Origin of the sequence: Bradyrhizobium sp. SK17, assembly GCF_002831585.1 — a bacterium.
GTDB lineage: Bacteria > Pseudomonadota > Alphaproteobacteria > Rhizobiales > Xanthobacteraceae > Bradyrhizobium.
The window spans coordinates 7,198,250-7,223,895 of the sequence record NZ_CP025113.1 but is presented as its reverse complement, the minus strand read 5'-3'; the positions used below and the strand labels follow the sequence as shown (position 1 = coordinate 7,223,895).

General features: G+C 65.9%; 20 protein-coding genes. 15 read left to right on the top strand and 5 right to left on the bottom strand.

Going from position 1 to position 25,646, the window contains the following annotated elements:
- The first annotated feature begins 35 nt into the window (after positions 1-35).
- From CWS35_RS33575 to ligA, 12 genes are all read left to right on the top strand, one after another.
- Positions 36-875: a class I SAM-dependent methyltransferase gene (locus tag CWS35_RS33575; protein WP_100955502.1), complete on the top strand. Its 840-nt coding sequence runs from the start codon at positions 36-38 to the stop codon at positions 873-875.
- Positions 876-893: 18 nt separating this feature from the next.
- A complete protein-coding gene (locus tag CWS35_RS39270; protein ID WP_157817307.1) occupies positions 894-1,097 on the top strand; it encodes a hypothetical protein in 204 nt (67 codons plus the stop codon).
- On the top strand, positions 1,094-2,497 hold the full coding sequence (murC, locus tag CWS35_RS33570; RefSeq protein ID WP_100955501.1) for a UDP-N-acetylmuramate--L-alanine ligase: 1,404 nt from the start codon (positions 1,094-1,096) through the stop codon (positions 2,495-2,497). Before CWS35_RS39270 ends, murC begins: the two co-directional genes overlap by 4 nt.
- Positions 2,498-2,768: 271 nt before the next feature.
- Entirely contained in the window at positions 2,769-3,689 is a 921-nt protein-coding gene (murB, locus tag CWS35_RS33560) for a UDP-N-acetylmuramate dehydrogenase (protein WP_100955500.1), read from the top strand.
- Positions 3,690-3,814: 125 nt separating this feature from the next.
- Positions 3,815-4,801, top strand: coding sequence for a D-alanine--D-alanine ligase (locus CWS35_RS33555; protein ID WP_100955499.1), 987 nt, complete (start codon positions 3,815-3,817; stop codon positions 4,799-4,801).
- 333 nt (positions 4,802-5,134) lie between these two features.
- A complete protein-coding gene (locus CWS35_RS33550) occupies positions 5,135-6,142 on the top strand; it encodes a cell division protein FtsQ/DivIB (RefSeq protein ID WP_100955498.1) in 1,008 nt (335 codons plus the stop codon).
- Positions 6,139-7,455 (top strand): cell division protein FtsA, encoded by a 1,317-nt coding sequence (gene ftsA / locus CWS35_RS33545; RefSeq protein WP_024580059.1) that lies wholly within the window; start codon positions 6,139-6,141, stop codon positions 7,453-7,455. The genes CWS35_RS33550 and ftsA overlap by 4 nt, the downstream gene beginning before the upstream one ends.
- An 89-nt stretch (positions 7,456-7,544) precedes the next feature.
- On the top strand, positions 7,545-9,323 hold the full coding sequence (ftsZ, locus tag CWS35_RS33540; protein WP_100955497.1) for a cell division protein FtsZ: 1,779 nt from the start codon (positions 7,545-7,547) through the stop codon (positions 9,321-9,323).
- Between the two features lie 350 nt (positions 9,324-9,673).
- Positions 9,674-10,636 carry a UDP-3-O-acyl-N-acetylglucosamine deacetylase gene (gene lpxC / locus CWS35_RS33535; protein ID WP_100955496.1) on the top strand — a complete coding sequence of 321 codons (963 nt, stop codon included), beginning with the start codon at positions 9,674-9,676 and terminating at the stop codon, positions 10,634-10,636.
- Between the two features lie 245 nt (positions 10,637-10,881).
- Positions 10,882-11,790 (top strand): outer membrane protein assembly factor BamD, encoded by a 909-nt coding sequence (locus tag CWS35_RS33530; RefSeq protein ID WP_024580062.1) that lies wholly within the window; start codon positions 10,882-10,884, stop codon positions 11,788-11,790.
- 13 nt (positions 11,791-11,803) lie between these two features.
- Positions 11,804-13,474 carry a DNA repair protein RecN gene (recN, locus tag CWS35_RS33525; RefSeq protein WP_100955495.1) on the top strand — a complete coding sequence of 557 codons (1,671 nt, stop codon included), beginning with the start codon at positions 11,804-11,806 and terminating at the stop codon, positions 13,472-13,474.
- A gap of 6 nt (positions 13,475-13,480) precedes the next feature.
- A complete protein-coding gene (ligA, locus tag CWS35_RS33520; RefSeq protein ID WP_100955494.1) occupies positions 13,481-15,634 on the top strand; it encodes an NAD-dependent DNA ligase LigA in 2,154 nt (717 codons plus the stop codon).
- A 145-nt stretch (positions 15,635-15,779) separates the two neighbouring features.
- Here the strand turns inward: ligA and CWS35_RS33515 are convergent, their stop codons facing one another.
- Both CWS35_RS33515 and CWS35_RS33510 read right to left on the bottom strand, forming a co-directional pair.
- A complete protein-coding gene (locus CWS35_RS33515; protein WP_100955493.1) occupies positions 15,780-17,060 on the bottom strand; it encodes a multidrug effflux MFS transporter in 1,281 nt (426 codons plus the stop codon).
- A gap of 276 nt (positions 17,061-17,336) precedes the next feature.
- Positions 17,337-19,166: an aminopeptidase P family protein gene (locus tag CWS35_RS33510; protein WP_100955492.1), complete on the bottom strand. Its 1,830-nt coding sequence runs from the start codon at positions 19,164-19,166 to the stop codon at positions 17,337-17,339.
- Between the two features lie 190 nt (positions 19,167-19,356).
- Here CWS35_RS33510 and CWS35_RS33505 point away from each other — a divergent pair, with 190 nt between their 5' ends.
- The gene (locus CWS35_RS33505) at positions 19,357-19,545 is read left to right on the top strand and encodes a hypothetical protein (protein WP_024580067.1); all 189 of its coding nucleotides are present in this window, start codon (positions 19,357-19,359) and stop codon (positions 19,543-19,545) included.
- Between the two features lie 5 nt (positions 19,546-19,550).
- Here the strand turns inward: CWS35_RS33505 and CWS35_RS33500 are convergent, their stop codons facing one another.
- Complete coding sequence (locus CWS35_RS33500) at positions 19,551-20,057, bottom strand: hypothetical protein (RefSeq protein ID WP_024580068.1); 507 nt, start codon at positions 20,055-20,057, stop codon at positions 19,551-19,553.
- Positions 20,054-20,938 carry a 50S ribosomal protein L11 methyltransferase gene (locus tag CWS35_RS33495; RefSeq protein WP_024580069.1) on the bottom strand — a complete coding sequence of 295 codons (885 nt, stop codon included), beginning with the start codon at positions 20,936-20,938 and terminating at the stop codon, positions 20,054-20,056. Before CWS35_RS33495 ends, CWS35_RS33500 begins: the two co-directional genes overlap by 4 nt.
- A 168-nt stretch (positions 20,939-21,106) precedes the next feature.
- Between CWS35_RS33495 and CWS35_RS33490 the strand changes: the two genes are divergently transcribed.
- Complete coding sequence (locus tag CWS35_RS33490) at positions 21,107-21,271, top strand: Flp family type IVb pilin (RefSeq protein ID WP_024580070.1); 165 nt, start codon at positions 21,107-21,109, stop codon at positions 21,269-21,271.
- A 256-nt stretch (positions 21,272-21,527) separates the two neighbouring features.
- Here CWS35_RS33490 and CWS35_RS33485 read toward each other — a convergent pair whose 3' ends face one another.
- Positions 21,528-23,129, bottom strand: a complete 1,602-nt coding sequence (locus tag CWS35_RS33485; RefSeq protein WP_100955491.1) for an NAD(P)/FAD-dependent oxidoreductase — start codon at positions 23,127-23,129, stop codon at positions 21,528-21,530.
- A 177-nt stretch (positions 23,130-23,306) separates the two neighbouring features.
- Between CWS35_RS33485 and CWS35_RS33480 the strand changes: the two genes are divergently transcribed.
- Entirely contained in the window at positions 23,307-25,571 is a 2,265-nt protein-coding gene (locus CWS35_RS33480; RefSeq protein WP_100955490.1) for a spermidine synthase, read from the top strand.
- Positions 25,572-25,646: the final 75 nt, after the last annotated feature.

Genomic DNA, 25,646 nt, shown 5'->3' with positions numbered 1-25,646 from the left:
TGCCAATCCGGCAGGACGCCGGGGGAGACTCGAGCATGACGGGCCTGTTGATTCACTCCGTCTCTGAATTCTCGGATCTGATCCTTGAGGCGTTGCGCCTCGCGGATGCGCGCGACATCGTCGAGATCGGTGCGGAGTATGGCGGCATGTCGGCGCTGCTCGCCGATCACTGCCGCATCCGCGGCGGCCAGCTCACCAGCGTCGATCCCGCGCCGAAGCGCGAATTCCTCGATTGGGTGGCGACCAGTCCGGATGTGCGTCACGTTGCAAAGACCAGTCTCGAAGCATTCGGCGAACTGGATGCACCCGATGCCTGGATCGTCGATGGCGACCACAACTGGTACACCGTCTATCATGAGCTGCGGCAGATCGAGGCGATCAGCCGCCGCGTCGGCAAGCCGGTGCTGGCGTTCCTGCACGATGTCGGCTGGCCCTGCGGGCGGCGCGACATGTATTATGCGCCCGAACAGATTCCGGCTGAGTATCGCCATCCGCACAGTTTCGATGCGGGTGCAGTGCTGGACCGCCCCGCGCTGGTCGAGGGCCGCGGATTTCGCGGCGGGGGCCTTGCCGCATTCGCCAACGTCTCCGGCGGCGCGCGTAATGGCGTGATGACGGCGATCGACGACTTCCTGGCCGAGCAGCTCGCGCAGGGCAGGGAGTTCGGCTTCGCCGAGATCCCGGCCGTGTTCGGTCTCGGCGTGCTGTTCGACATGAACGCCGCCTGGAGTGGGCCGCTCGCCGAACTCGTGCTGCCCTATCACCAGAACAAGCTGCTGCGCGTGCTCGAGACCAACCGGCTGCGCAACTATCTTCGCGTCATCGAGATGCAGGACGAGGCCGCGGCGCGCGCTGCGCGGCCGGGAGCGGCATAGGCGGCGAGGATGCTCCTGATGTCGGATCGCGACCATTGGCCGGTAGCTGACAACAGCGACATTTCCGCGGCCGAAGACCGGAAAAAGCCCTTGTCACGCATGGGAAAAGCGGGGCATCCAGTGGTCTGCGCTGCCGATTTGAGCCGCGCGAAGAAGCTGGATCGATCGCCCCGTGGTGAAGCCCGCATTGGGCAGACGATGAGATCAGGAACCGGATCATGAGACTGCCGCGCGAGATCGGACCCATTCATTTCGTCGGGATCGGCGGCATCGGCATGAGCGGCATCGCCGAGGTGCTGATCAATCTCGGCTACACCGTGCAGGGCTCGGACGCGTCGGACAATTACAATCTCGACCGGCTGCGCAAGAAGGGCGCCAAGGTTTCGGTCGGCCACGCCGCCGAGAATGTCGACGGCGCCGCGGTCGTCGTGGTCTCGACCGCGATCAAGCGCGACAATCCCGAATTGATGGCGGCGCGCGCGCGGCGCGTCCCGGTGGTGCGGCGCGCCGAGATGCTGGCGGAATTGATGCGGCTGAAAAGCTGCGTCGCGATCGCCGGCACCCATGGCAAGACCACGACGACGACGATGGTGGCGACCTTGCTCGACGCCGGCGGGCTCGATCCGACCGTGATCAATGGCGGCATCATCAATGCCTATGGTTCCAATGCGCGGCTTGGGGCCGGCGACTGGATGGTGGTCGAAGCCGATGAGAGCGACGGCACCTTCCTGAAGCTGCCGTCCGATGTCGTGATCGTCACCAACATCGACCCCGAGCACCTCGATCACTTCAAGACCTTCGAGGCGATCCAGGATGCATTCCGCAATTTCGTCGAGAACGTTCCGTTCTACGGCTTCGCCGTGATGTGCACCGATCACCCCGTGGTGCAGGCGCTGGTCGGCAGGATCGAGGATCGCCGCATCATCACCTACGGACAGAACCCGCAGGCCGATGCGCAGCTGCTGGACCTCACGCCGATGGGCGGCGGCTCGAAATTCAAGGTGGCGATCCGCGATCGCAAGACCAGCGCGACGCATGAGATTGCCGACATCATGCTGCCGATGCCGGGACGGCATAATGCATCCAACGCAACCGCGGCGATCGCGGTCGCGCATGAGCTTGGCGTGTCCGACGACATCATCCGCCAGGCGATGGCCGGCTTCGGCGGCGTCAAGCGGCGCTTCACCAAGACCGGCGAGACCAACGGCGTCACCGTGATCGACGATTACGGCCATCACCCGGTCGAGATCGCGGCCGTGCTGAAGGCCGCCCGCGAATCCACCAACGGCAAGATCATCGCCGTGGTGCAGCCGCATCGCTACACCCGCCTGCAATCGTTGTTCGAGGAATTCTGTACCTGCTTCAACGATGCCGACGCCGTCGTGGTGGCGGAGGTCTATGCGGCCGGCGAGGCGCCGATCCCGGGCATCGACCGCGACCACTTCGCCGCCGGCCTGCGCGCCCACGGTCATCGCAACGTTGTCCCGCTGCCGAACGCCGGCGAACTCGCCAAGATCGTGCACGGCCTTGCCAAGTCCGGCGACCTCGTGGTCTGCCTCGGCGCCGGCAACATCACGCAATGGGCCTACGCCTTGCCGGGCGAATTGAAGGGGCTGGGCTGATGGTGTTGCTCGCTCGCGATCAGCACCGCCCGTGCGGCTCACCACTCTCCCTAACTCTCCCCCGCAAGGGGGGAGGGAACCCGTCCGTCAGTGCCTCCCTGACTTATGCATCGAGTCAGAGCAAGGCCGTAGCGCGACGTGAGGTGAGCACGATCGCCAGGCTCCCTCCCCCCTTGCGGGGGAGGGTTGGGGAGAGGGGTAAGCCCCGGGCGCCGGCCGAGTACGTAACGCGTTGCGATCTCAATCCTGCTCCTGCGTCGGTTGCCGCGACATGACCTTCCCCGACATCACGCCCGACCTGAAAGCCGCGATGCCGGAGCTGCGCGGGCGGCTGCTCGCCAACCAGTCGATGGCCGAACTGACCTGGTTTCGCGTCGGCGGTCCGGCGCAGGTGCTGTTCACGCCGGCCGATGAGGATGATCTCGCCTACTTCCTGAAGCGCCTGCCGCAGGAGCTGCCGGTCTATGTCGTCGGCGTCGGCTCCAATCTGATCGTGCGCGACGGCGGCATGCCTGGGGTCGTGATCCGGCTCGCGCCGCGCGCGTTCGGCGAGACCGGCGCGGACGGTGATGTCGTTACCGCTGGTGCCGCCGCACTCGACAAGCGCGTGGCGGAGACGGCCGCGTCGGCTGGCATCGGCGGCATGGAGTTCTTCTTCGGCATTCCCGGCACGGTCGGCGGCGCGCTGCGCATGAACGCCGGCGCCAATGGCGGCGAGACCAAGGACGTCCTGGTGGAGGCGACCGGCATCGGCCGCGACGGCACCAAGCGTGTGTTCGGCAATGCCGACATGAAGTTCGTTTATCGCAACAGCGGCGTCGATCCGTCTGTTGTGTTCACCTCGGCGCGCTTCCGCGGCAGTAACACCGATCCGGATGCGATCCGCGTCCGTATGAACGAGGTGCAGACCCATCGCGAGACCGCGCAGCCGATCCGCGAAAAGACCGGCGGCTCGACCTTCAAGAATCCGCCCGGCAACAGCGCTTGGAAACTGATTGACGCCGCTGGTTGCCGCGGCCTCAAGGTCGGCGGCGCCCAGGTGTCGGAGCTGCACTGCAACTTCCTGATCAACACCGGCAACGCCACCGGGCACGATATCGAAACCCTTGGCGAGACGGTGCGTGAACGGGTCAAGCAAACCAGCGGCATCGAGCTGCACTGGGAAATCAAGCGGATCGGGAATTCATCGTAGTCGTCATTCCGGGATGGCCCGAAGGGCCAGGCCCGCAATCCATAACCACGATCGTGAGTATGGATTCCGGGCTCTCGCTTCGCGAGCCCCGGAATGACGGAGATAGCGAAGACAGGCAAAAGAACATGCAGGTGACCATTCTGTTCGGCGGCACCAACAAGGAGCGGTTGGTCTCGGTGGCGAGCACGCAGGCGCTGCACCGCGCACTGCCCGACGCCGAGCTCTGGTTCTGGGACGTCGACGACACCGTGCACGCGGTGACGTCGGAGAAGTTGCTCGGCCATGCGCGGCCGTTCGAGGTCGACTTCAAGCCGGACGGAAGCGGCATCACGCTCGAGCAGGCGCTCGACAAGGCGGGTGCCGAGCAGCGGGTGCTGGTGTTCGGCCTGCATGGCGGCCGCGCCGAGAATGGCGAATTGCAGGCGATGTGCGAGATGCGCGGCGTCGCGTTCACCGGCTCCGGCTCGGCGTCGTCGCATCTGGCGTTCGACAAGCCGTCGGCGAAGCGCTTCGCCGCGATCGCCGGCCTCAACGCGCCGCAGGGCATCGGCGTCGAGCAGATCGACGACGCCTTTGCCCAATACGGCAAGCTGATCGCAAAACCCGCGAAGGATGGATCGAGCTACGGGCTGATCTTCGTCAACGCGAAGCAGGATCTCGTCGCGGTGCGCAACGCCGCCAGGCACGAGGAGTATCTGATCGAGCCGTTCGTGTCGGGCGTGGAGGCGACCTGCGGCGTGCTCGAGCAATCCGACGGTGCGGTGTTCGCGCTGCCGCCGATCGAGATCGTGCCGGGGGAAGGCGCGTTCGACTACACAGCCAAATACCTTCTGAAGTCGACCCAGGAGATCTGCCCCGGCCGTTTCGCGCCCGACATCACCGCCGCGATCATGGACCATGCGCTGCGGGCGCACCGCGCGTTGTCGTGCGGCGGCTACTCGCGCAGCGACTTCATCGTCTCGGCCAATGGCCCGGTCTATCTCGAGACCAACACGCTGCCGGGGCTGACCGCGGCATCCCTGTACCCTAAGGCCTTGAAAGCACAGGGCATTGCCTTTGCCGACTTCCTCAATGACCAGATCGAGCTCGCTCGCCGCCGCGTCCGACGGTAGGCTGGTGCGGTGGGAACCGGGCCGGCCCGGCCGGATGGAACCCGGGCGCTGTTGCTAAAATGCTAACGAGTTCGCGGCAAAGTACTCACAGCGTTGATCAAAACACGCTCCAGGCCGAAGTCATTTACCGTTTGTTTACCAGGAAGCCCGAAGGTTAACGCTGGCGGCGCATGTAGCGCTTGGCTGCCGGGGCGTGAGCTGTCGCGGATTACCGCTTCGAGGATCGCAACCAGGGAACAGGGGGCCACTCTAATCCCACCCGGTTTTGCCGAGACGTGATTGTGCCGGGACCCGCGGGGGTTTCGCGGGCACAACATGTGACGAGTTCGTGCAATGGACGGTGCAGGACGCCTCACCCGATCGGTGCGATCGCTGGGGCCTCAAGCTGACCTGAAAGCAGCCGCTATTGGAGCGGCGGTGCTGTTGCGCGAGTATGTCGGCGCCCATCTCGCACGCCGCCGCCGCCGTCCCGCCAAGCGGCCGCCGGTGATCGATCGCGAGCCGCCGAACCGCTACATCCTGATGGTCGAGCGCTATCTGCCGCGCCGCATCGGCCTGGTCGCGACGCTCGCGATCCTGTTCGGCAGCCTGGGCTTCGGCATCGTCCGCGGCGGCCATGTCGAGGAATTCACCACGGCACTGAGCGACACCCGCAACGCGCTCGCCAATACCGCGGGTTTCCGCATCACCACCGTCGGCATCAACGGCCGCAAGCAGCTGAGCCAGGACGAGGTGCTTGCGATTGGCGGCGTCAATGGCCGCTCCTCGCTGCTGTTCCTCGACGCCGACACGGTGCGCGCCAAGCTGAAGGCCAATCCCTGGATCGCGGATGCCACGATCCTCAAGCTCTACCCGGGCCGGTTGCAGATCGACATCGTCGAGCGCACCGCCTTCGCGCTGTGGCAGCAGGACGGCCGCCTGTCGGTGATCGCCTCCGACGGCGCGGTGCTCGAGCCCTACGTGTCGCGCCGCTTCCTCACCCTGCCGCTGGTGGTGGGCAAGGGCGCCGATACGCGCGCCCACGACTTCCTGGCGCTGCTCGACCGTTACCCGCAGGTGCGTTCGGTGACCAAGGCCGCGATCTTCGTCGGTGAGCGGCGCTGGAATTTGCGGCTCAAGGACGGCCTGGATGTTCGCCTGCCCGAGAACGACGTCGGCAACGCGCTCGCCGCGCTCTCCAAGCTCGACAAGGACGAGAAGCTGTTCTCGCGCGACATCGTCGCCGTCGACATGCGGTTGCCCGATCGGCTGATCGTGCAATTGTCCGAGGACGCCGGCAAGGCGCGCGACGAGCAGTTCAAGGACAAGAAGTCCAAGAAGAAGGCCGGGGACGCCGCATGACCGGTCTTGATCGCAACCTGACCCCGAAGACCCGCCCGATGCAGAAGCGCACCGCGATGGTGGCTTCGCTCGACGTCGGCTCCAGCAAGATCGCCTGCATGATCGCGCGGCTCAGGCCGTCGCCGCCGAACGAAGCGCTGCGCGGCCGCACCCATGCGGTGGAATTGATCGGCTACAGCCAGATCCAGTCGCGCGGCGTCAAGGCCGGCTCGGTGGTCGATCTCGCCGAATGCGAGAAGGCCGTACGCCATGCCGTGGCGCTGGCCGAGCGCATGGCCAAGGTCCGTGTCGAGTCCGTGCTGCTGTCGGTCTCCGGTGGCAGGCAGCATGGGCAACTGGTTGAAGCCGCGGCCGATATCCGCGGCGGCTCGGTCACCTCCGACGATATCAGCCGGGTCACCTCGGCCGGCATGCGCCACGCTGCCGGCGCCGGCCGCACCGTGTTGCACGCTTTGCCGGTCGGCTACGCGCTCGACGGCGTCAAGGGCATCCGCGATCCCCGGGGCATGGTGGCGCGCCAATTCGGCGTCGACATGAACGTGGTGACGTCGGACGCGACGGTCGCCAAGAACCTGATGCTGGTGGTCGAGCGCTGCCATCTCAACGTCGAAGCCATGGCATCGAGCCCCTACGTCGCCGGCCTGTCGGTGCTCACCGACGACGAGGCCGATCTCGGCGCCGCCGTCGTCGAGATGGGCGCGGGATCGACGACGCTTGCGACCTATTCCGGCGGCCGTCTCGTGCACGCATCGGGATTTGCGCTCGGCGGGCAACACATCACGATGGATCTTGCGCGCGGCATCGGCGCGTGCATTGCGGATGCCGAGCGAATCAAGACGTTATATGGCACGGTGCTGACCGGCGGTTCGGACTCGCGCGAGCTGATGTCCGTTCCCACTGCAGGCGATGATCGGGAGACTCCGCAAATCGTGTCCCGCGCCACGATCGCGAACATTGTCCGGCATCGCGCCGAGGAGATTTTTGAAATGATCCGTGACCGGCTCGCGGATTCCCCCTTCGCGGCAGAGCCGAGGGCGCGCGTCGTGCTGACCGGCGGCGCCTCGCAGCTCACCGGCACCGTCGAGCTCGCCACCCGTATCCTGAACCGTCAGGTCCGCATCGGCCGCCCGCTCGGCTTTGGCCGGCTGCCGAACGAGGCGAAGGGCGCCTCGTTCTCGGTGCCCACTGGCCTGTTGGTCTATCCGCAATACGCTCACCTTGAACATGTCGAACCGCGGCGCACGCGGCAGCTCAGGACAGGGACAGACGGTTACTTCGGAAAGGTCGGACGATGGCTTCGCGAGGGCTTCTGATGACCGCACCCCGGCTCACTGCATTTTCACCAGCTCCCGCGGCCAGCGGCCGGGACGAACCAACGCGCGCATAATCGAGAGAGGCAACCATGGCACTCAATCTGACACCCCCTGACATCAGCGAGCTGAAACCACGGATCACCGTCTTCGGCGTCGGCGGCGCGGGTGGTAATGCCGTCAACAACATGATCACCGCCGGGTTGCAGGGCGTCGACTTCGTCGTCGCCAACACCGACGCGCAGGCGCTGACCATGTCGAAGGCGCAGCGCATCATCCAGATGGGCACCCAGGTCACCCAGGGCCTCGGCGCCGGTTCGCAGCCCGATGTCGGCGCCGCGGCCGCGCAGGAGGTGATGGACGAGCTGCGCGATCATCTCACCGGCGCCAACATGGTGTTCGTCACCGCCGGCATGGGCGGCGGCACCGGCACCGGTGCTGCGCCCGTGATCGCCAAGGCTGCCCGCGAGATGGGGATCCTCACCGTCGGTGTGGTCACCAAGCCGTTCCACTTCGAAGGTCAGCGCCGGATGCGCACCGCCGAGCACGGTATCTCCGAGCTCCACAAGGTGGTCGACACGCTGCTGATCATTCCGAACCAGAACCTGTTCCGGGTCGCCAACGAGAAGACCACCTTCGCCGACGCGTTCGCGATGGCCGACCAGGTGCTGTACTCGGGCGTTGCCTGCATCACCGACCTGATGGTCAAGGAAGGCCTGATCAACCTCGACTTCGCCGACGTCCGCGCCGTGATGCGGGAAATGGGCAAGGCGATGATGGGCACCGGCGAGGCCACCGGCGAGAAGCGCGCGCTGACCGCCGCCGAAGCTGCGATCGCCAACCCGCTGATCGACGACTCGTCGATGAAGGGCGCCCGCGGCCTTCTGATCTCGATCACCGGCGGCAAGGACCTCACCCTGTTCGAGGTCGACGAAGCCGCGACCCGCATCCGTGAAGAGGTCGATGCCGACGCCAACATCATCGTCGGCGCCACCTTCGACGAATCGCTCGACGGCATCATCCGCGTCTCGGTGGTCGCAACCGGCATCGAGCAGGCCGCGATCGCGTCCCGTGCCCAGGCGCCCGCCCAGCAACAGGGCGGCTCGCCGGAGAGCCGGCTGGCCGATCTCACCGCCCGCCTGCGTGCCGACAACCAGCGCATGGCCGAGCGTGCCCAGAAGCTCGAGCCGCCGACCGGCGTGACGGTTGCGCCGATTGCCGCCGCACCCCAGCAGCGTCCCGCCGTCGAGCGCGCCGCGCTCGCCGCGATCGCCGCCGCCGTTGCCCCGGACAGTGCACCGGTTGCTCAGGCGTCGATGCAGCCGGCCTCCTACGGTGACGTCACCGTGCGACCGATCGCCCAGAAGCCCACGCTGTTCCCGGACCACGAGGCAACCCGGGCCGAGCAGCACGAGCCGATGCCGCCCGAGACCTTCATCCCGCAGGCAGCCGAGCGGTCGCCGGTGCGCGCCCCGCGGATGCCGAAATTCGAGGACCTGCCGATGCCGGCACAGGCCGAGATCCGTCAGGCCCATGACGGCGAGGCCGAGCACCCGCAGAAGACCCGGCTGTCGCTGCTGCAGCGGTTGGCCAATGTCGGTCTCGGCCGTCGTGACGAGGAGACCGAGCCGCCGATCGCGGCCCGTGCTTCCGGCCCGGCGATGCCCTCGATGCCGCCGCTGCCCGAGCGCAAGCAGGCCCGCAGCGTCGCTCAGCAGATCTCGGCGAACGAATCGCCGGTATCCGAATATGCGAAGCGCCCAGCTCCGCAGGGATTGGACGCCCATGGCCGTCCAGTACCTGTTGCCCCGGCGCCACAGGGCGATGACCATCTTGATATCCCGGCCTTCCTGCGCCGTCAGGCCAACTGAAGTTTGTTACAACCTTGGCGATGAAGAAGGCCTCGGCGGGGAACCGCCGGGGCCTTCTCCTTTAGGCGCAGAGGCGGTTTCGTTGGGTCAACAACCAACTGATTTTAAATGATTAATTATTCTTTCGGTGGTCAGATGCGCGCTCGCCGAAGACCGTTTTCGCTGTCGCAATTTGGTTAACCTTGGGCCTGAATGCGGCGGAGATGGGGTAACAATCGGTAAAGAAGCGTGAGTTGGCGCGGTTTAGGGCAGTGACTATGGTCTGCCGTGACTTGGGGAGCTCAAGCGAGTCGGCCTTGGGGAAGTTTGGCCACTTGAATTGAGTGAAGTCGGGTAGTGGGCATTATCGAATGAAGTTCAGCCGTCAAACAACGCTTCGGTCGCAAGCCACCGTGACTGGCGTAGGCGTTCATTCTGGTCTTCCTGTCAATCTCACATTGGGACCTGCACCTGTTGATGCAGGTTTTATTTTTGTCCGCACCGGTCTCGATGGTGCCGACCGCGAAGTCGCCGCGACCGCTGACGCTGTGATCGCAACCGAGTTTGCGACGGTGCTGGGTGACCGCGAAGGGCCGCTGGTCTCGACCGCTGAGCACGTGCTCGCGGCGCTGCGCGGCATGGGCGTCGACAACGCCACGATCGAAATCGACGGCGCGGAAGTTCCGATCATGGACGGCAGCGCTGCGGCGTTCGTCGCAGCCATCGACCAGGCCGGTATCGTGACCCAGCCTGCCGTTCGTCGCTTCATCCAGGTGCTGAAGCCGGTGCAGGTCAAGATTGGCGACGCGATCGGCGAGTTGCGTCCGTTCGCCGGCGGGTTCCGCGCCGAAGTCGAGATCGACTTCACCAACAAGGTGATCGGCCACCAGACTTTCTCCTTTGATCTTTCGCCGGAAGGCTTCCGCCGCGAGGTCGCACGTGCCCGCACCTTCGGCTGCATGAATGACGTGGCGCGGTTGTGGGGCGCAGGCTTCGCGCTCGGCGCCAACTTCGACAACACCGTGGTGTTCGACGAGGCCCGCCTGCTTAACGCCGAGGGCCTGCGCTACGCCAACGAATGCGCCCGCCACAAGGTGCTCGACGTGATCGGCGATCTCGCGCTGGCCGGCCTGCCGCTGCTCGGCAGCTATCGTTCGGTGCGGGGCGGTCACAAGCTCAACAACGCGGTGCTGAGGGCGCTGCTGGCCGATCGCAGCGCCTGGCGCGTGGTCGAATCGGAAACCGCTCGGCGGCCCGTCCGTGGCCATGTCGAAGCCGGTGCCGGCATGGCTGGCGGGCTCGTCGCCCCGGCCTACGGCCCGGACGTGTCCTGATCGCCGCAGGCGGTCGGGCCCAATTTCCGTAATAACCACAGCAGACTGTGCGCTGCGCCGGGTCGCCTTATTCCCGGCGGATTGGCTCCGTATTCGGTTGGTCCACGGTCATTTTTCGGTTAAACAGGCCCGCGGTTGCCTCGATACGGCGCCAACGGCGTGAGAGATATTGCATCCATGATCGCGGTTCATGGGTGGAGTGGGGTCGCCGTTAACCGCATCAAAGGCGTCAGGTTTTACAATTCATGTCGGCAATGCGTATGGCGCTCGAACCACGCTATTCTTCTGACGTCTCCGGCCTGACCAGGGCTGCGCGCACGCTGCGTTTTGCGGTGGGCCTCATCGTGCTGGCCATGCCGCTCTCAGGCTGCGGCACCGGCGCGCTGTGGGACAAGTTCATGGCCAAGGACGACACGTTCGTCGATGAGCCCGCGGACAAGCTCTACAATGAGGGCTTGTACATGATGAACGAGAAGAAGGACCTGAAGGCCGCCTCGAAGAAGTTCGAGGAAGTCGACCGTCAGCATCCCTATTCGGACTGGGCCCGCAAGTCGCTGCTGATGTCGGCCTATTCGTATTACCAGGCCGGCGACTATGACAGCTGCATCGGCTCGGCGACGCGCTACGTCACGCTGCATCCCGGCAGCCCGGACGCGTCCTACGCCCAGTACCTGATCGCGGCGTCGCATTTCGACCAGATCCCGGACATCTCGCGCGACCAGGGCCGCACCGAGAAGGCGATCGCTGCGCTCGAAGAGGTGGTGCGCAAATATCCGACCTCCGAATACGCCACCCAGGCCAAGAACAAGATCCAGGCCGCGCGTGACCAGCTCGCCGGCAAGGAAATGGCGGTCGGACGCTACTACGTCGAGAAGCGCGACTACACGGCCGCGATCAACCGCTTCAAGACCGTGGTCACCCAGTACCAGACCACGCGCCACGTCGAAGAGGCGCTGTACCGGCTCACCGAGGCCTATATGGCGATCGGCATTGTCGGCGAGGCGCAGACCGCCGCCGCGGTGCTCGGCCACAATTTTCCGGACAGCCGCTGGTACAAGGACGCGTATAATCTAGTAAAGTCCGGCGGTCTCGAGCCGAGCGAGAATCAGGGATCCTGGATCAGCAGGACCTTCAAGAAGATAGGTCTCGGCTAGGAATTGTCCTCGCATGCTGGCCCGTCTGTCGATCCGTGACATCGTCCTGATCGAACGGCTCGATATCGAATTCTCCCCTGGCCTGGCGGTGCTGACCGGTGAAACCGGCGCCGGCAAGTCGATCCTGCTCGATGCCTTTGCGCTGGCGCTCGGCGGTCGCGGCGATGCGGACCTCGTGCGCCATGGCGCCGAGCAGGGCCAGGTCACTGCGACGTTCGATGTGCCGAAAGGGCACCCGGCGGCGAAGATCCTCGCCGAGAACGGCCTCGACGACACCGGTGAGATGATCCTGCGCCGCGTGCAACTCGCCGACGGCCGCACCCGCGCCTTCATCAATGATCAAGCGATCAGCGTGCAGACCCTGAAGGCGGTCGGCGCGGTTCTGGTCGAAATCCACGGCCAGCACGACGAGCGCGCTTTGGTCGACGCGTCCACCCACCGCCAGTTGCTCGACGCCTTCGCAGGGCACGAGAAGGAGGTCGCGGCGCTGGAAGCGCTGTGGGATGTCAGGCGGACCGCTGGTACCGCGCTCGACGAGCATCGCGCCGGCATGGAGCGCGCCGCGCGCGAAGCCGACTATCTGCGTCACGCCTCGCAGGAGCTGAAGGCGCTGGCGCCGAAGGAGGGCGAGGAGACCGAGCTCGCCAACCGCCGCACCACCATGATGCAAGGCGAGAAGGTCGCGACCGATCTGCGCGAGGCGCAGGAGGCAATCGGCGGCCCGCACTCGCCGCTGTCGGCGCTGTCGGCCGCGGTGCGCCGGCTGGAGCGACGCGCCGCCAATGCTCCTGGACTGATCGAGCCGGCGGTGAGAGCGATCGACATCGCGATCAATGCGCTGGAAGAGGCCGACCAGCACCTTCACGCCGCGCTGGCGGCAACCGATTTTGATCCGGCCGAGCTCGAACGCATCGAGGAGCGGTTGTTCGCGCTGCGCGCCGCCTCGCGCAAATACTCGACGCCGGTGGATCTGCTGGCCGCGCTGGCGGCGCAATATGCCGGCGACGTGGCGCTGATCGATGCCGGCGCCGATCAGCTCAAGAAGCTCGAAGCGGCCGCAGCCGAGGCCGACAAGCGCTATGCCGCGGCCGCCGCGAAGTTGTCGGCGGCGCGCAGCAAGGCCGCCGAGAAGCTCAACAAGGCCGTCAACGCCGAGCTCGCGCCGCTCAAGCTCGAGCGCGCCAAATTCATGACCCAGGTCCAGAGCAATGCGGCCGCGCCGGGGCCGCAGGGCATCGACCGCGTCGAGTTCTGGGTGCAGACCAATCCGGGCACCAAGCCGGGTCCGATGATGAAGGTCGCCTCCGGCGGCGAGCTGTCGCGCTTCCTGCTGGCGTTGAAGGTGGTGCTGGCCGATCGCGGCTCGGCACCGACCCTGGTGTTCGACGAAATCGACACCGGCGTCGGTGGCGCGGTGGCGGACGCGATCGGATCGCGGCTGGCGCGCCTCGCCGGCAAGGTGCAGGTGATGGCGGTGACGCACGCGCCGCAGGTCGCGGCCCGCGCCAGCCAACATCTCCTGATCTCGAAGGACGCACTCGACAAGGGCAAGCGCGTCGCCACCCGCGTCAACGCGCTGGCGGCGGATCATCGCCGCGAGGAGATCGCGCGCATGCTGGCCGGCGCCGAGATCACCGCCGAGGCGAGGGCCGCCGCGGAACGGCTGCTCAGGGCGGCGAGTTAGTCGTCCATGGCCACCAAGGCGAAGAAGACGCTGGTCGACGTCGACAAGCTCACCAAGGCCCAGGCCAAGGTCGAGCACATGAGGCTTACGCTCGAGATCGAGGCGCACAACGAGCGTTATTACCAGAACGATGCGCCGACCGTGTCCGATGCGGCCTACGATGCGCTGCGGCGTCGCCTGGAGGCGATCGAGGCCAGATTTCCCGATCTCGTCACCAAGGATTCGCCGACGCAGACGGTGGGCGCAGCGCCGGCCCGCGGCTTCGCCAAGGTGCAACATGCCGTTCCGATGCTGTCGCTCGGCAACGCATTCAGCGACGAGGACGTCACCGAGTTCGTCGAGCGCATCAGGCGCTTCCTCAAGCTGGATGCCGATCAGATGCCGGCGCTGGTGGCTGAGCCCAAGATCGACGGACTGTCGCTCTCGCTGCGCTATGAAAATGGCGAGCTGGTCCGCGCCGCGACGCGCGGCGACGGTTTCACCGGCGAGGACGTGACCGCCAACGTCCGCACCATCAAGGACATTCCGCACACGCTGAAAGGCCGCAACGTTCCGGCAGCCTGCGAAATGCGCGGCGAAGTCTATATGCTCAAGAAGGACTTCCTCGAGCTGAACAAGAAGCAGGCCGAAGCCGACGATACGATCTTCGCCAATCCGCGCAATTCGGCGGCGGGTTCGCTGCGCCAGAAGGACGTCTCGATCACCGCATCGCGACCGCTGAAATTCTTCGCCTATACATGGGGCGAGATGAGCGAGCCGCCCGCCGACACCCAGCACGGCATGCTGCAATGGATGGACAGAGCCGGCTTCGTGGTCAATCCGCTGATCACGCTATGCAAGAGCGTCGATGACGTGCTGAAATTCTACGCCAGGATCGGCGAGGAGCGTGCTTCGCTCGGCTACGACATCGACGGCGTGGTCTACAAAGTCGATCGCCTCGACTGGCAGGAGCGGCTCGGTTTCGTCTCGCGTAGCCCGCGCTGGGCCATCGCGCACAAATTCGCGGCCGAGCAGGCAACGACGATTCTCAAGGGGATCGATATCCAGGTCGGGCGCACCGGGGCGATGACGCCGGTCGCGCGGCTGGAGCCGGTCACAGTCGGCGGCGTCGTCGTGTCGAATGCGACGTTGCACAACGAAGACTACATCAAGGGCATCGGCAACGACGGAAATCCGATCAGGGATGGCGTTGATCTCCGCGTCGATGACACCGTCGTGGTGCAGCGCGCCGGCGACGTGATCCCCCAGGTCGTCAGCGTCGTGCTCGACAAGCGGCCGAAGAGTGCGAAGCCTTACAAGTTCCCGGACACCTGCCCGGTGTGCGGCAGCCACGCGATCCGCGAGGAAGGCGAGGCGGTGCGCCGCTGCACCGGCGCGCTGATCTGTCCGGCGCAGGCGGTCGAGCGGCTCAAGCATTTCGTGTCGCGGCTGGCCTTCGATATCGATGGTCTCGGCGAGAAGCAAATCCAGGAATTCTACGAGGACGGGCTGGTGAAGTCGCCGGTCGATATCTTCACCCTTCGGGAGCGGGACGAGCGGTCGAGCAGCAAGCTGATGGAGCGCGAGGGCTACGGTGAGACCTCGGTGCGCAACCTGTTCGACGCGATCGACGCACGTCGCAAGATCGAGCTGCACCGGCTGATCTTCGCGCTCGGCATCCGCCATGTCGGCGAAGGCAATGCCAAGCTGCTGGCGCGGCACTACCACACGATCGAGAATTTCCGCGACGCGATGCTGGCCGCTGCCAGGGGCAGCGGCGACGAAGAGAACGGCACCGAAGCCTACCAGCACCTCAACGACATCGATGGCATCGGCGAGATCGTCGCCGATGCCGTCGTCGAGTTCTTTGCCGAGCCGCGCAACGTCAAGGCGCTCGGCGAATTGTTGCGCCAGATCGAGGTCAAGCCGGCCGAGCAGCCGCGCAAGAGCTCGCCGGTCTCGGACAAGACCGTGGTGTTCACGGGCTCCCTGACCAAGTTCACCCGCGACGAGGCCAAGGCGATGGCCGAGCGTCTCGGCGCCAAGGTCGCCGGCTCGGTTTCAAAGAAGACCGACTACGTGGTCGCCGGCGAGGAAGCAGGCTCGAAACTCACCAAGGCGCGTGAGCTCGGTGTTGCGGTGCTCACCGAGGACGAGTGGCTGGAGCTGATCGGAGAGTAAGGCGCAGCGCCGCCGCGCTTACCGCTGTCGTCCTCCGCGAAAGCGGGGGACCCAGTATTCCAGAGGCCGCAGTGGTTCACCCGATAGGCCGCGGCGTACTGGATCCCCCGCTTTCGCGGGGGATGACGAGTTGAAGGCGCGCGCCTCACATCATCCCCTGCTCATCCTCCTCAGCCTGTGCGATCAGCGCTTCGCTGACCACAACATTGCGCCGCGGCACGACGAAGATCATGGTGCAGGCGCAGGCGATCGAGATCGCGAAGATCGCTGCGGTCAGCGGCAGCGTGGTGGTGGAGTGGCCGCCGAGATAGGCGCCGAACTGCGAGATCAGCGAGCCGATGCCCTGTTGCAGGAAGCCCATGGCACCGGAGGCGGTGCCCGCGGCCTCGGGGCGGATGCTGATGGCGCCGGCGGCGGAATTGGCCATCACGAAGGCATTGGCGACCATCACGATCATCTGGGTGCCGAACAGCCAGAGCGGTGCCTGGTTCAGCCCGGCGAAACTCCAGACCAGGTTCAGCAGGCTGCCGCCGACCTGTAGCGCGAGACCGAACCAGATCAGCTTCTCGAGGGAGTGCCGCGGCGAGAAGCGCACGCAGAGCAGGTTGCCGATGAAATAGCCGAACCCGGTCATCGCGAACCACGCGCCATACTCGGCGCTGCTGCGGCCCATCTGGGTCACCACGATATAGGGGCCGCCGCCGGCGAAGGCGAAGATGATCTGTGACGCCAGCACCTGGCACAGCAGATAGCCGACGAAGGCGCGGCTCCGCAGCAGTCTGCCGAGGTCGCCGCGAAAGCTGGAGCTGTCGGCGCGGTCGCGCCGCGTCTCGGGCAGCGCCAGCGCGATGAAGATGGTGACGGTCAGCGACGCCGCGGTGATGAGATAGAGGATCGCGCGCCAGCCGAATGCGGTCTCCAACAGGCCGCCGGTCAGCGGGCTCACCATCTGCGCGATCATCAGCGCAGCCACGACCAGGCTGATCATCGCGCCGACCCGTTCGCGCGGGTAGAGATCGCGGATGATGGCGCGGCTGATCACCATGCCGCTGGCGCCGCCGAGCGCCTGGAAGAAGCGCGCCGCGATCAGCTGCGGCAGGGTCTCGGCGAACACCGAACCGATGCCCGCCACGACCATCAGGCCGAGGCCCGCGAGCAGCACCGGCCGGCGGCCGAACTTGTCGGACAGCGGGCCCATGATGAGTTGCGACAGCGCGATGCCGACCATGTAGAGCGACACGGTCATCTGCGCGATCGAGATGTCGCGGCCGAAATCAGTCGCCAAGACCGGCAGTGCCGGAACCAGCATGTAGAGCGAGATCGGCGCGACGCCCGTCATCACGACGAGCATCAGCAGCATGACCTTCGATGTCGCGATGTTGTTGTCTTGTGCCGCGTCGGGCGGCTTGCCCATCACGCCGTGCATTCAGGTCCGTTTCCGCATTGTGAAACGACTGTAGCGTGCTCCCTCGCGCGGAATACGGGTGTTTCGGCATACGCCCATGCGGTTCGGGAAGAGGCGGCCGTGATGTTTCGCCTCGCGCAACAACGCAGCGTGAGCCGCGAAATTCCGTCGTCGTCCTCCGCGAAAGCGGGGGACCCAGTATTCCAGAGACCGCAGTGATTCACCCGATGGGCCGCGGCGTACTGGATCCCCCGCTTTCGCGGGGGATGACACCGAATGTGGGGAGCGATGTGCCGCCTACTTCAGCTCCGCCGTCGCCTCGTCGAGCCACAGCTTGGTGGCGTTGTCGTCGAGCTGCGGACGCACGGTGCGTGCGACGCGGGCGTGGTAGTCGTTGAGCCAGGCCAGTTCGTCCGCGCTTAGCATGGCCACCTCGATCAGGCGGCGGTCGATCGGCGCCAGCGTCAGCGTCTCGAAGGCGTTGACCGGCTTCTCGGCGCCGGCAATGTCGGTGCCAATCACGAGCTCCAGGTTCTCGATCCGGATGCCATAGGCGTCGGTCTTGTAGTAGCCGGGCTCGTTGGACAGGATCATGCCGCGTTTCAACGGCGTGGTGCCGAGCTTGGAAATCCGCGCCGGCCCTTCATGGACGCTGAGATAGCTGCCGACGCCGTGGCCGGTGCCGTGCTCGAAATCGATCCCGGCCTGCCAGAGATACTGGCGCGCCAGGGTGTCGAGCTGCGCGCCGGTGGTGCCGTCGGGGAAGATCGCGCGGGCGATCGCGATGTGGCCGCGCAGCACGCGGGTGAAGCGGTCGCGCATCTCGTCGGTCGGCTGGCCGATCGCGATGGTGCGAGTGACGTCGGTGGTGCCGTCCTGATATTGCGCGCCGGAATCGATCAGCAGGAGGTCGCCGGGTTCGATGCGGCGGTTGCTCTTCCGCGTCACGCGGTAGTGCACGATGGCCCCGTTCGGGCCGGTACCGGCGATGGTTGGGAACGAGACGTCCTTCAGCGCGCCGGTCTGGCGGCGGAACGTCTCCAGTGCCTCGACGGTGTCGATCTCGGTGAGGTGGCCCGCGGGCGCCTCGCGGTCGATCCAGGCGAGGAAGCGCGTCAATGCCACCGCATCGCGCTGATGCGCGGTGCGGGTGCCCTCGATCTCGGTGAGGTTCTTGACCGCCTTGAGCAGGCTGACCGGATCGTTGCCGCGCACCGGCTTGCCTCCGGCGCCCGCGATCAGGCGGCTCAGGGCATCGGCCGCGGTCGCGTTGTCGAGCGCGATCGAGGCGCCGCGCTTGGCGAGCTCGGTGAGCTTCGGCGTCAGCGCCGCGGGCTCCTCGACGTCGGCGGATTGCTCGAGATGGTCGCGCGCGGAGTTCGACAGCTTGCGATGGTCGATGAACACCAGCGGCCGGCCTTCCTTCGGCACCAGCGCATAGGACAGAGGCAGCGGCGTGTGCGAGACGTCGGCGCCGCGGATGTTGAAGGTCCAGGCCACCGCGTGGCTGTCGGAGAGCACCAGCGCATCGACGCCGAGCTTGTTGATCTCGAGCCGGATGCGCTTCAGCTTCTCGGCCTCGATCTCGCCGGAGAATTGCGCGCCGTGGATCGAAACCGGGCCGAGCGGCGGGGCCGGCCGTTCGTGCCAGACCGCATCGACCGGGTTGCCTTCGACCGCGACCAGCTCGGCGCCGGCCTTGGCGCAGGCCGCCGCCAGCCGTTCGGCTGCCGCAGAAGTGTGCAGCCAGGGGTCAAATCCTAGGCGGTCGCCGGCCGAAAGGTGCCGGGTCAGCCAGTGCTCCGGCGGCGGTTCGACCAGCGACTCGATCTGCCAGGCCTTGCGATCGACCTGCTTGCCGGCCTGCAGCGTGTAGCGGCCGTCGACGAACAGGGCGGCTTCCTTGCTCAGCACGATCGCGAGCCCGGCCGATCCGGTGAAGCCGGTCAGCCAGGCGAGCCGTTCCTCGGAGGCTGCGACATACTCGTTCTGCTGCTGGTCGGCGCGGGGAACCACGAATCCCGTCAGTTTGCGCCGCGCCAGTTCTTCGCGTAGCGCGCTCAGCCGTGCAGTCAGCGCCACGCCGCCTTCGGGCTCTTCGAACGTCTGGAAATGGGCTTCGAACATCGCCTTCGCACTCTCTTCAGGTGGAGCATGATCGTCGCGCCGGCGCGGCAAGGCATGCCCATATTTTTGGCATAACTTATGCTTGAATCATGGCATAGTCGAACTGACCGGACGATGTCCACTGCACGTCCCGGTCAAGCGTATGGGGAGCGTCCAGGAGTGTCTCAACTCAACGGTGAGGAGATGCACGATGCCTGCATTCACGTTTGAGAAGATCTCGCCGCCGATTCCCCGCGGCCCGGTCGCGCCGGTCGAGCAGAAGCAGCGTGGCGTCATCGTCCAGATGCTCGACCGTCTCGTCGAGGCGCGTACGCGGCGGATGATGGCCGCTTCGGACAAGATCGAGACCTCCGGCCGCGATTCCACCGCTCCCAGATAATCTGCTTACGGCTCCAGGTCGGACGCCTTCGCCACGGTCACGTTGACGACCCTGGTGCCCTCGAGTTCGCGCACGATCCGCTCGTCTGGGCCGACGATGCCGAGATCGAATTCCCGCTCACGCGTCAGCAGCGTCATGCGCTGACCGACGATGACGACGACGGTCATGTCGAGGGCTTCGCCGGACAGCACCCATTCGCGCAGTTCGTCGCGAAACGGCGCCTTGCGCCAGGCGTCGGGAAAACCCGGATCGCATCTGACCTCGAGGCCGTCGTCCGACGTGGTCAGGACGAGCTTCGATCGGGAGGGCTTCCAGTGCTCCTCCAGCAGTTCGTTGACCAGCCAGACGCAGCTGAACGCGCCGCATTCCTCCGGCCGATCCGGATAGATGCGACAGCCTCGGCCCGGCTTGCAGTGCGGACACCATGTGCTGGCGGGCTTCGCCAGTTGCTCGATCGCCATCACCTTGCAGCAGAGCGTGCAGTCGCCGCACTGTCTGCCGGGGAGCGTCATTTCACGCGACGTAACAGCAGGCTGCTCCAGCCTTCGATCTTGAGATGCCGCAGCGGCACCAGCCCGCGGGCGCGGTAGGCGGCGATCACCGCAGGCGCCTGGTGGGTCAGCAGGCCGGACAGGATGACCTGCGCCGACGAGGCGAGGTGGCGGGCCATCGGCCCGGACAGGTGCCGCAGCGGGTTGGCGAGGATGTTGGCGAGCACCAGATCGAACGGCCCGTCTTCGGCGAAGCGCGGCGAAGCGAAGCCGGTGGCGCAGATCACGTCCACCAGATGCCCCGCGCCATTCAGCCGGGCGTTCTCCTGGGCAACCTGCACCGACGGCGGGTCGATGTCGCTGGCCAGCACCTTGCCATGCAGGGCCTTGGCAGCGGCGATCCCCAGCACGCCGGTTCCGGTGCCAAGATCAAGCACGCGCCGGGGCTGATAGGCCTTCAGCACGTGGTCGAGCAGCAGCAGGCAGCCGCGCGTGGTGCCGTGATGGCCGGTGCCGAAGGCGAGCGCCGCCTCGATCTCGATGCCGAGCTTGTTGGGCGGTATCCGGTGCCGATCGTGTTGGCCATGGACGATGAAGCGGCCGGCGGCGACCGGGACCAGATCCTCGAGGCTGGCCTTGACCCAGTCCTTCGCCTCGATCGTGTCAAAGACTATAGTCGACGCGACATCCTGCCGCGTGGCCTGCCCGACCAACTCGCGCAGCAGGTTTTGCTCCGGCGGCTCCGCGAAATGGACGGTGACGTCCCAGCGACCGTCTGGCCGCTCGAACGCCGCATAGGCTGCCTGATCCTCGAAAAACGCCTCGGAAAGCGCGTCAACCACGCGTTTTGCGGTCGCTTCGTCGGGCAAGGTTACGCTGGCGCGGTGTGTGGAGGGGGTCATCGCAGGCGGGTAGCGCGGTTTTTGTTAAAATTTCAAGCCAGATTCCATTGAATATCGCGAGAATTGATAGGTTCCCGATTCAGGCAACTTTAGATTTCACCGTAGTAGTACTAGTTCCGGAACCGGAACATGCCGGTCCAGGGCATCACAAACTAAGGCAGGGCTGCAATGAAGACTTTTATGGTTAGGTTTTTGCAAGATGAATCCGGGGCAACGGCCATCGAATACGGACTGATTGCCACCGGAATTGCTATCGCCATCATCGCTGCGGTGAATGGCGTCGGCACGGCGCTGAGCACGACCTTCAACTCGGTGAGCAGCTCACTGAAGTAATTGCTCAGACGGCGGTCTCAAATGGAACACCGGGCGACGATGTCGTCCGGTGTTTTCTTTTGTCCGGGTCGTCCACAGGTTCGCACGCAACTTGCCAACAGGGATATGCCAAGCGTCGTCCCCAGCTTGTCAGCCGCTGCTGCACAGCAACTCCACCGGATCTCCACCGGCTTACACGCCACCCGCACCAACTCTGTCCACTGCCGATCCACAGCTTCTCAACAGGCTTGACCACAGTGCGCCGCGAACGTCCGGGTTACGCGAACAGCCTGCGATGATCCGCCAGGATCGCCCGCGCGGCATTGTGGCCGGGCGCGCCGGTGACGCCGCCGCCGGGATGGGCTCCGGAACCGCAATGGTAGAGCCCCGGCAGCGGCCCGCGATAATCCGCGTGGCCGAGCATCGGCCGTGCCGAGAACAACTGGTTCAATGTCAGCGCGCCGTGGAAGATATCACCGCCGACGAGGCCGAACTGCCGCTCGAGGTCGAGCGGCGACAGGATCTGGCGGCCCACCACGCTGGCGGCGAAGCCGGGGGCATAGCGGTCGACGGTTGCGATCATCAGATCGGCGACTTCGTCGCGATGCTCGTCCCAGGATTTGCCGTCGGGCAGTTGTGGTGCGACGTGCTGGCAGAACAGGCTCGCGACGTGCCGGCCCGGCGGGCTCAGGCTGTCGTCGAGCGTCGAGGGGATCAGCACCTCGACCACAGGTGCGCGGCTCCAGCCGAATTCGCGCGCATCGCGCCAGGCGCGATCCATGTAGCCGAGACTTGGCGCGATGATGATGCCCGCGGTGAGATGATCGCCGGGACCGGGCAGCGCGGTGAACGAGGGCAGGGTGTCAAGCGCGACGTTCATTCTGAACGTGCCGGAGCCGTTCTGCCATCGTGAGATGCGCGCGCGGAATTCGCCGGTCAATGCGTCCTCCGGCACCAGGCGCGTGTAGAGCAGCTTGGGATTGACGTTGGAGACGACATATTTGGCGCGAACCGTCTCGCCGGTGTCGAGGATGACACCGATCGCGCGATCCTTCTCGACGATCACCTCGCGGACGCCGGCATCGGTCTCGATCTCGACGCCGTGGCTGCGCGCGGCATGCGCCATCGCCTGGGTGATCGCGCCCATGCCGCCGATTGCGTGACCCCAGACGCCTTTCTTGCCGTTCACCTCGCCGAACGCATGATGCAGCATCACATAGGCCGAGCCCGCCGCGTAGGGGCTGGCATAATTGCCGACGATGGCGTCGAAGCCGAACAGCGCCTTGACGAGATCGCTCTCGAAGCGCTCGTCGAGCATCTCGCCGGCCGAGCGCGTGAACAGGTCGAGCAGATTGCGCTGCTGCTCCAGCGACAGCCGCCGCAGGATGTTGGCGGTGCCAAGCGCGTTGAAGGCTTCGCTCATCGCACCGAGGCCAAAGCCCTCGACGAGGTTCGGCGGCGCGCGCAGCACGAACTGGCGCAGCACGTCGGCGATGGCTTCGAGTTCCGCCGAGAACGCGCCGATCGCGGCGGCATCGCGCTGGCTCAGTTTCGCGACCGACTGCTGGGTGCGCCCCTCGCCGGTCAGCAGGTAACTTCCGTCCGGCGCGGGAAGGAAGTTCTGCGCGCGGCGCTCGACGATCCGCAAGCCGTGGTCGGCAAGTTTCAGGTCAGAAATGATTTGCGGGTTGAGCAGGCTAACCGTGTAGGCGGCGACCGAATTGCGGAAGCCCGGACAGAATTCTTCGGTGACGGCGGCGCCGCCGACCACTTTGCGGCGCTCGACGACCTTCACCCGCAGCCCCGCCATCGCAAGATAGGCTGCGCAGGTGAGGCCGTTATGCCCGGCACCGATGATGACGACGTCTGCTTCGTTCATGTCAGCTTCAACAAGCAGTGATTAGAGCGTGCTGTGGGGCCAACACGCCGCGTCGTCAAGTCCACGTGACCGTGGTTTCTTGTCCGTGATACTGCCGTATGCTCAATTCAAGTCACCGGTGCGGTGCTGCCGGGCCGTCCGCCTCCGGCGCCCGCCGGGTCCATTGCCGGAGCCTTCATGACGTCTGAGCCGTCCGCCTCGCGAAACCGGCTGGTGCTGGTTGTCTACACGACCGCGATCTTCGTCAGCGCCTTGCTGCTGTTCTCGGTGCAGCCGCTGTTCACCAAGATGGTGCTGCCGCGGCTCGGCGGCTCGCCGGCGGTGTGGTCGGTGGCGATGGTGTTCTTCCAGTCGCTGCTGCTCGCAGGCTACGCCTATGCGCATGTCCTGATGAAGCTGAACAGCCGCGTCATGCCGGTCGTGGTGCATCTGGTGGTGCTGGCCATCGCCATCCTGACATTGCCGCTGGCGATCCGCAGCGGCTGGGGCGAGCCGCCGACCTCGGGTTATGCGGTCTGGCTGCTCGGCCTGTTCGCGGTCTCGATCGGCCTGCCGTTCTTCGCGCTCGCCGCCAACAATCCGCTGTTGCAGGCCTGGTTCGTGCGGACCGGCCATCCCAACGGTCCCGATCCGTATTTTCTCTACGCATCCTCCAACATCGGCAGCTTCCTGGCGCTGCTGTCCTATCCGGTGCTGCTGGAGCCGATGTTCACCCTGCGCACCCAGAACCTGATCTGGACCGGAGGGTACGGTCTCCTGATCATCCTGATCGCGGGCTGTGGTGTGCTGCTGTTGCGGTCGCCGACCGGTGCCGCCGCACTGAATATGCAGGTCGACGATGCCGACGCGCCGGCGCCGACCTGGGGCGTGCGCGCGCGCTGGATCTTCCTGGCCGCGGTGCCGTCGGGGCTCCTGATCGCAGTGACCGCGCATATCTCGACCGACGTCGCGGCGGCGCCCCTATTGTGGGTGCTGCCGCTGTCGCTGTATCTTTTGACCTGGGTGCTGGTGTTCCAGTCGCGGCCGCTGCTGCCGCACAAATGGATGCTGCTGGCGCAGCCGCTGGCGATTGCCGGCGTCGTCATCCTGCTCGCAGTCGGCGGCGAGCAGAACCTGCTGCTGACGCTCGGCGGCCATCAGCTCTGCTTCTTCATCATCGCGATGGCCTGTCATGGCGAGCTCGCGCGCACCCGTCCGGCCGCGAAATATCTCACCGGCTTCTACGTCGCGCTGTCGTTCGGCGGCATGGTCGGCGGGCTGTTCGCAGGGCTGATCGCGCCGTTCACCTTCTCATGGGTCGCCGAATATCCGATCCTGCTGGCGCTCGCGGCGCTGTGCCGTCCGCCCGGCGGCGCCGAGCGGCTGCCGCGCTGGAGCGCGTGGTACTGGCCGTTCCTTGCGGTGCTGGCGGTGGCGCTGATCGCGCCGAGCTATTCGGCCGGCGACATCTTCAACTGGTTCGACGACCACCGGGTCTGGGTGATCGGCGCGGTCGGCGTGATCTCGGCGCTGCTCGCGCTGGCGCTGAACGCCAATCGCTGGAAGATCTTCGCAACCGTCGTCGTCGCGCTGGTGGTGCTGCGCGCCTATCCGTCGGACGACGGCCGCGTCGAAACCGTGCGCAGCTTCTTCGGCGTGCACAAGATCGTGGTGACGCCGAACGGGCAATATCACGTGCTGATGCACGGCACCACGATCCACGGCGCCGAGAAGTTCAAGAACGACGACGGTACGCCGGTCACCGGACGGCCCGAACCGATCAGCTACTACCACAAGGATGGCGGGATCGGGCGGGCGATCACCGCGATCCGCGAGCGCAAGGGCGCGCCGCTGAAAGTCGCCGTCATCGGGCTCGGCTCCGGCACGCTGACCTGCGCGTCGGCGCCCGGTGAGGACTGGAAATTCTTCGAGATCGACCAGTCGATGGTCGACACCGCGCGCGACCCGAAGTATTTCACCTACATCCAGAACTGCGAGCCGGACCTCAAGCCGGTGATCGGCGACGCGCGGCTCACCTTCGCCAAGGAGCCGGACGGGATCTACGATCTCATCATCGTCGACGCCTATTCGTCGGATGCGATCCCGATCCATCTCGCGACCGAGGAGGCGATGGCGATCTACAAGGCGAAGCTGGCGCCGCAGGGCGCGGTCGTGATGCACGTCTCCAACCGCCACCTCGAATTGGCCAGCGTCGTGGTCGGGATCGCGGACGCCAACGACATGAAGAGCTGGGTCTACAGCGAGGATTCCGGCCGCGACAACGAATACATCTTCTCGACCTCGGTCGTGGTCTCCGCGCGCGAGGATGCCGACGTCGGCAAGCTCGCGTCGTCGGATGTCTGGACCGAGACCGACGTCGACGAGAAGCAGCGGGTCTGGACCGACGATTATTCCAACGTGCTGGGTGCGGTCTACCGGCGCCTGCGCGACGGCGAGCAGTAGGGTGAACGACAATGGCGCACACAATTCGTGCGCCGAACGTCGTTGCCGCTTTCGCAGCGGTGATGCTAGCGCGTT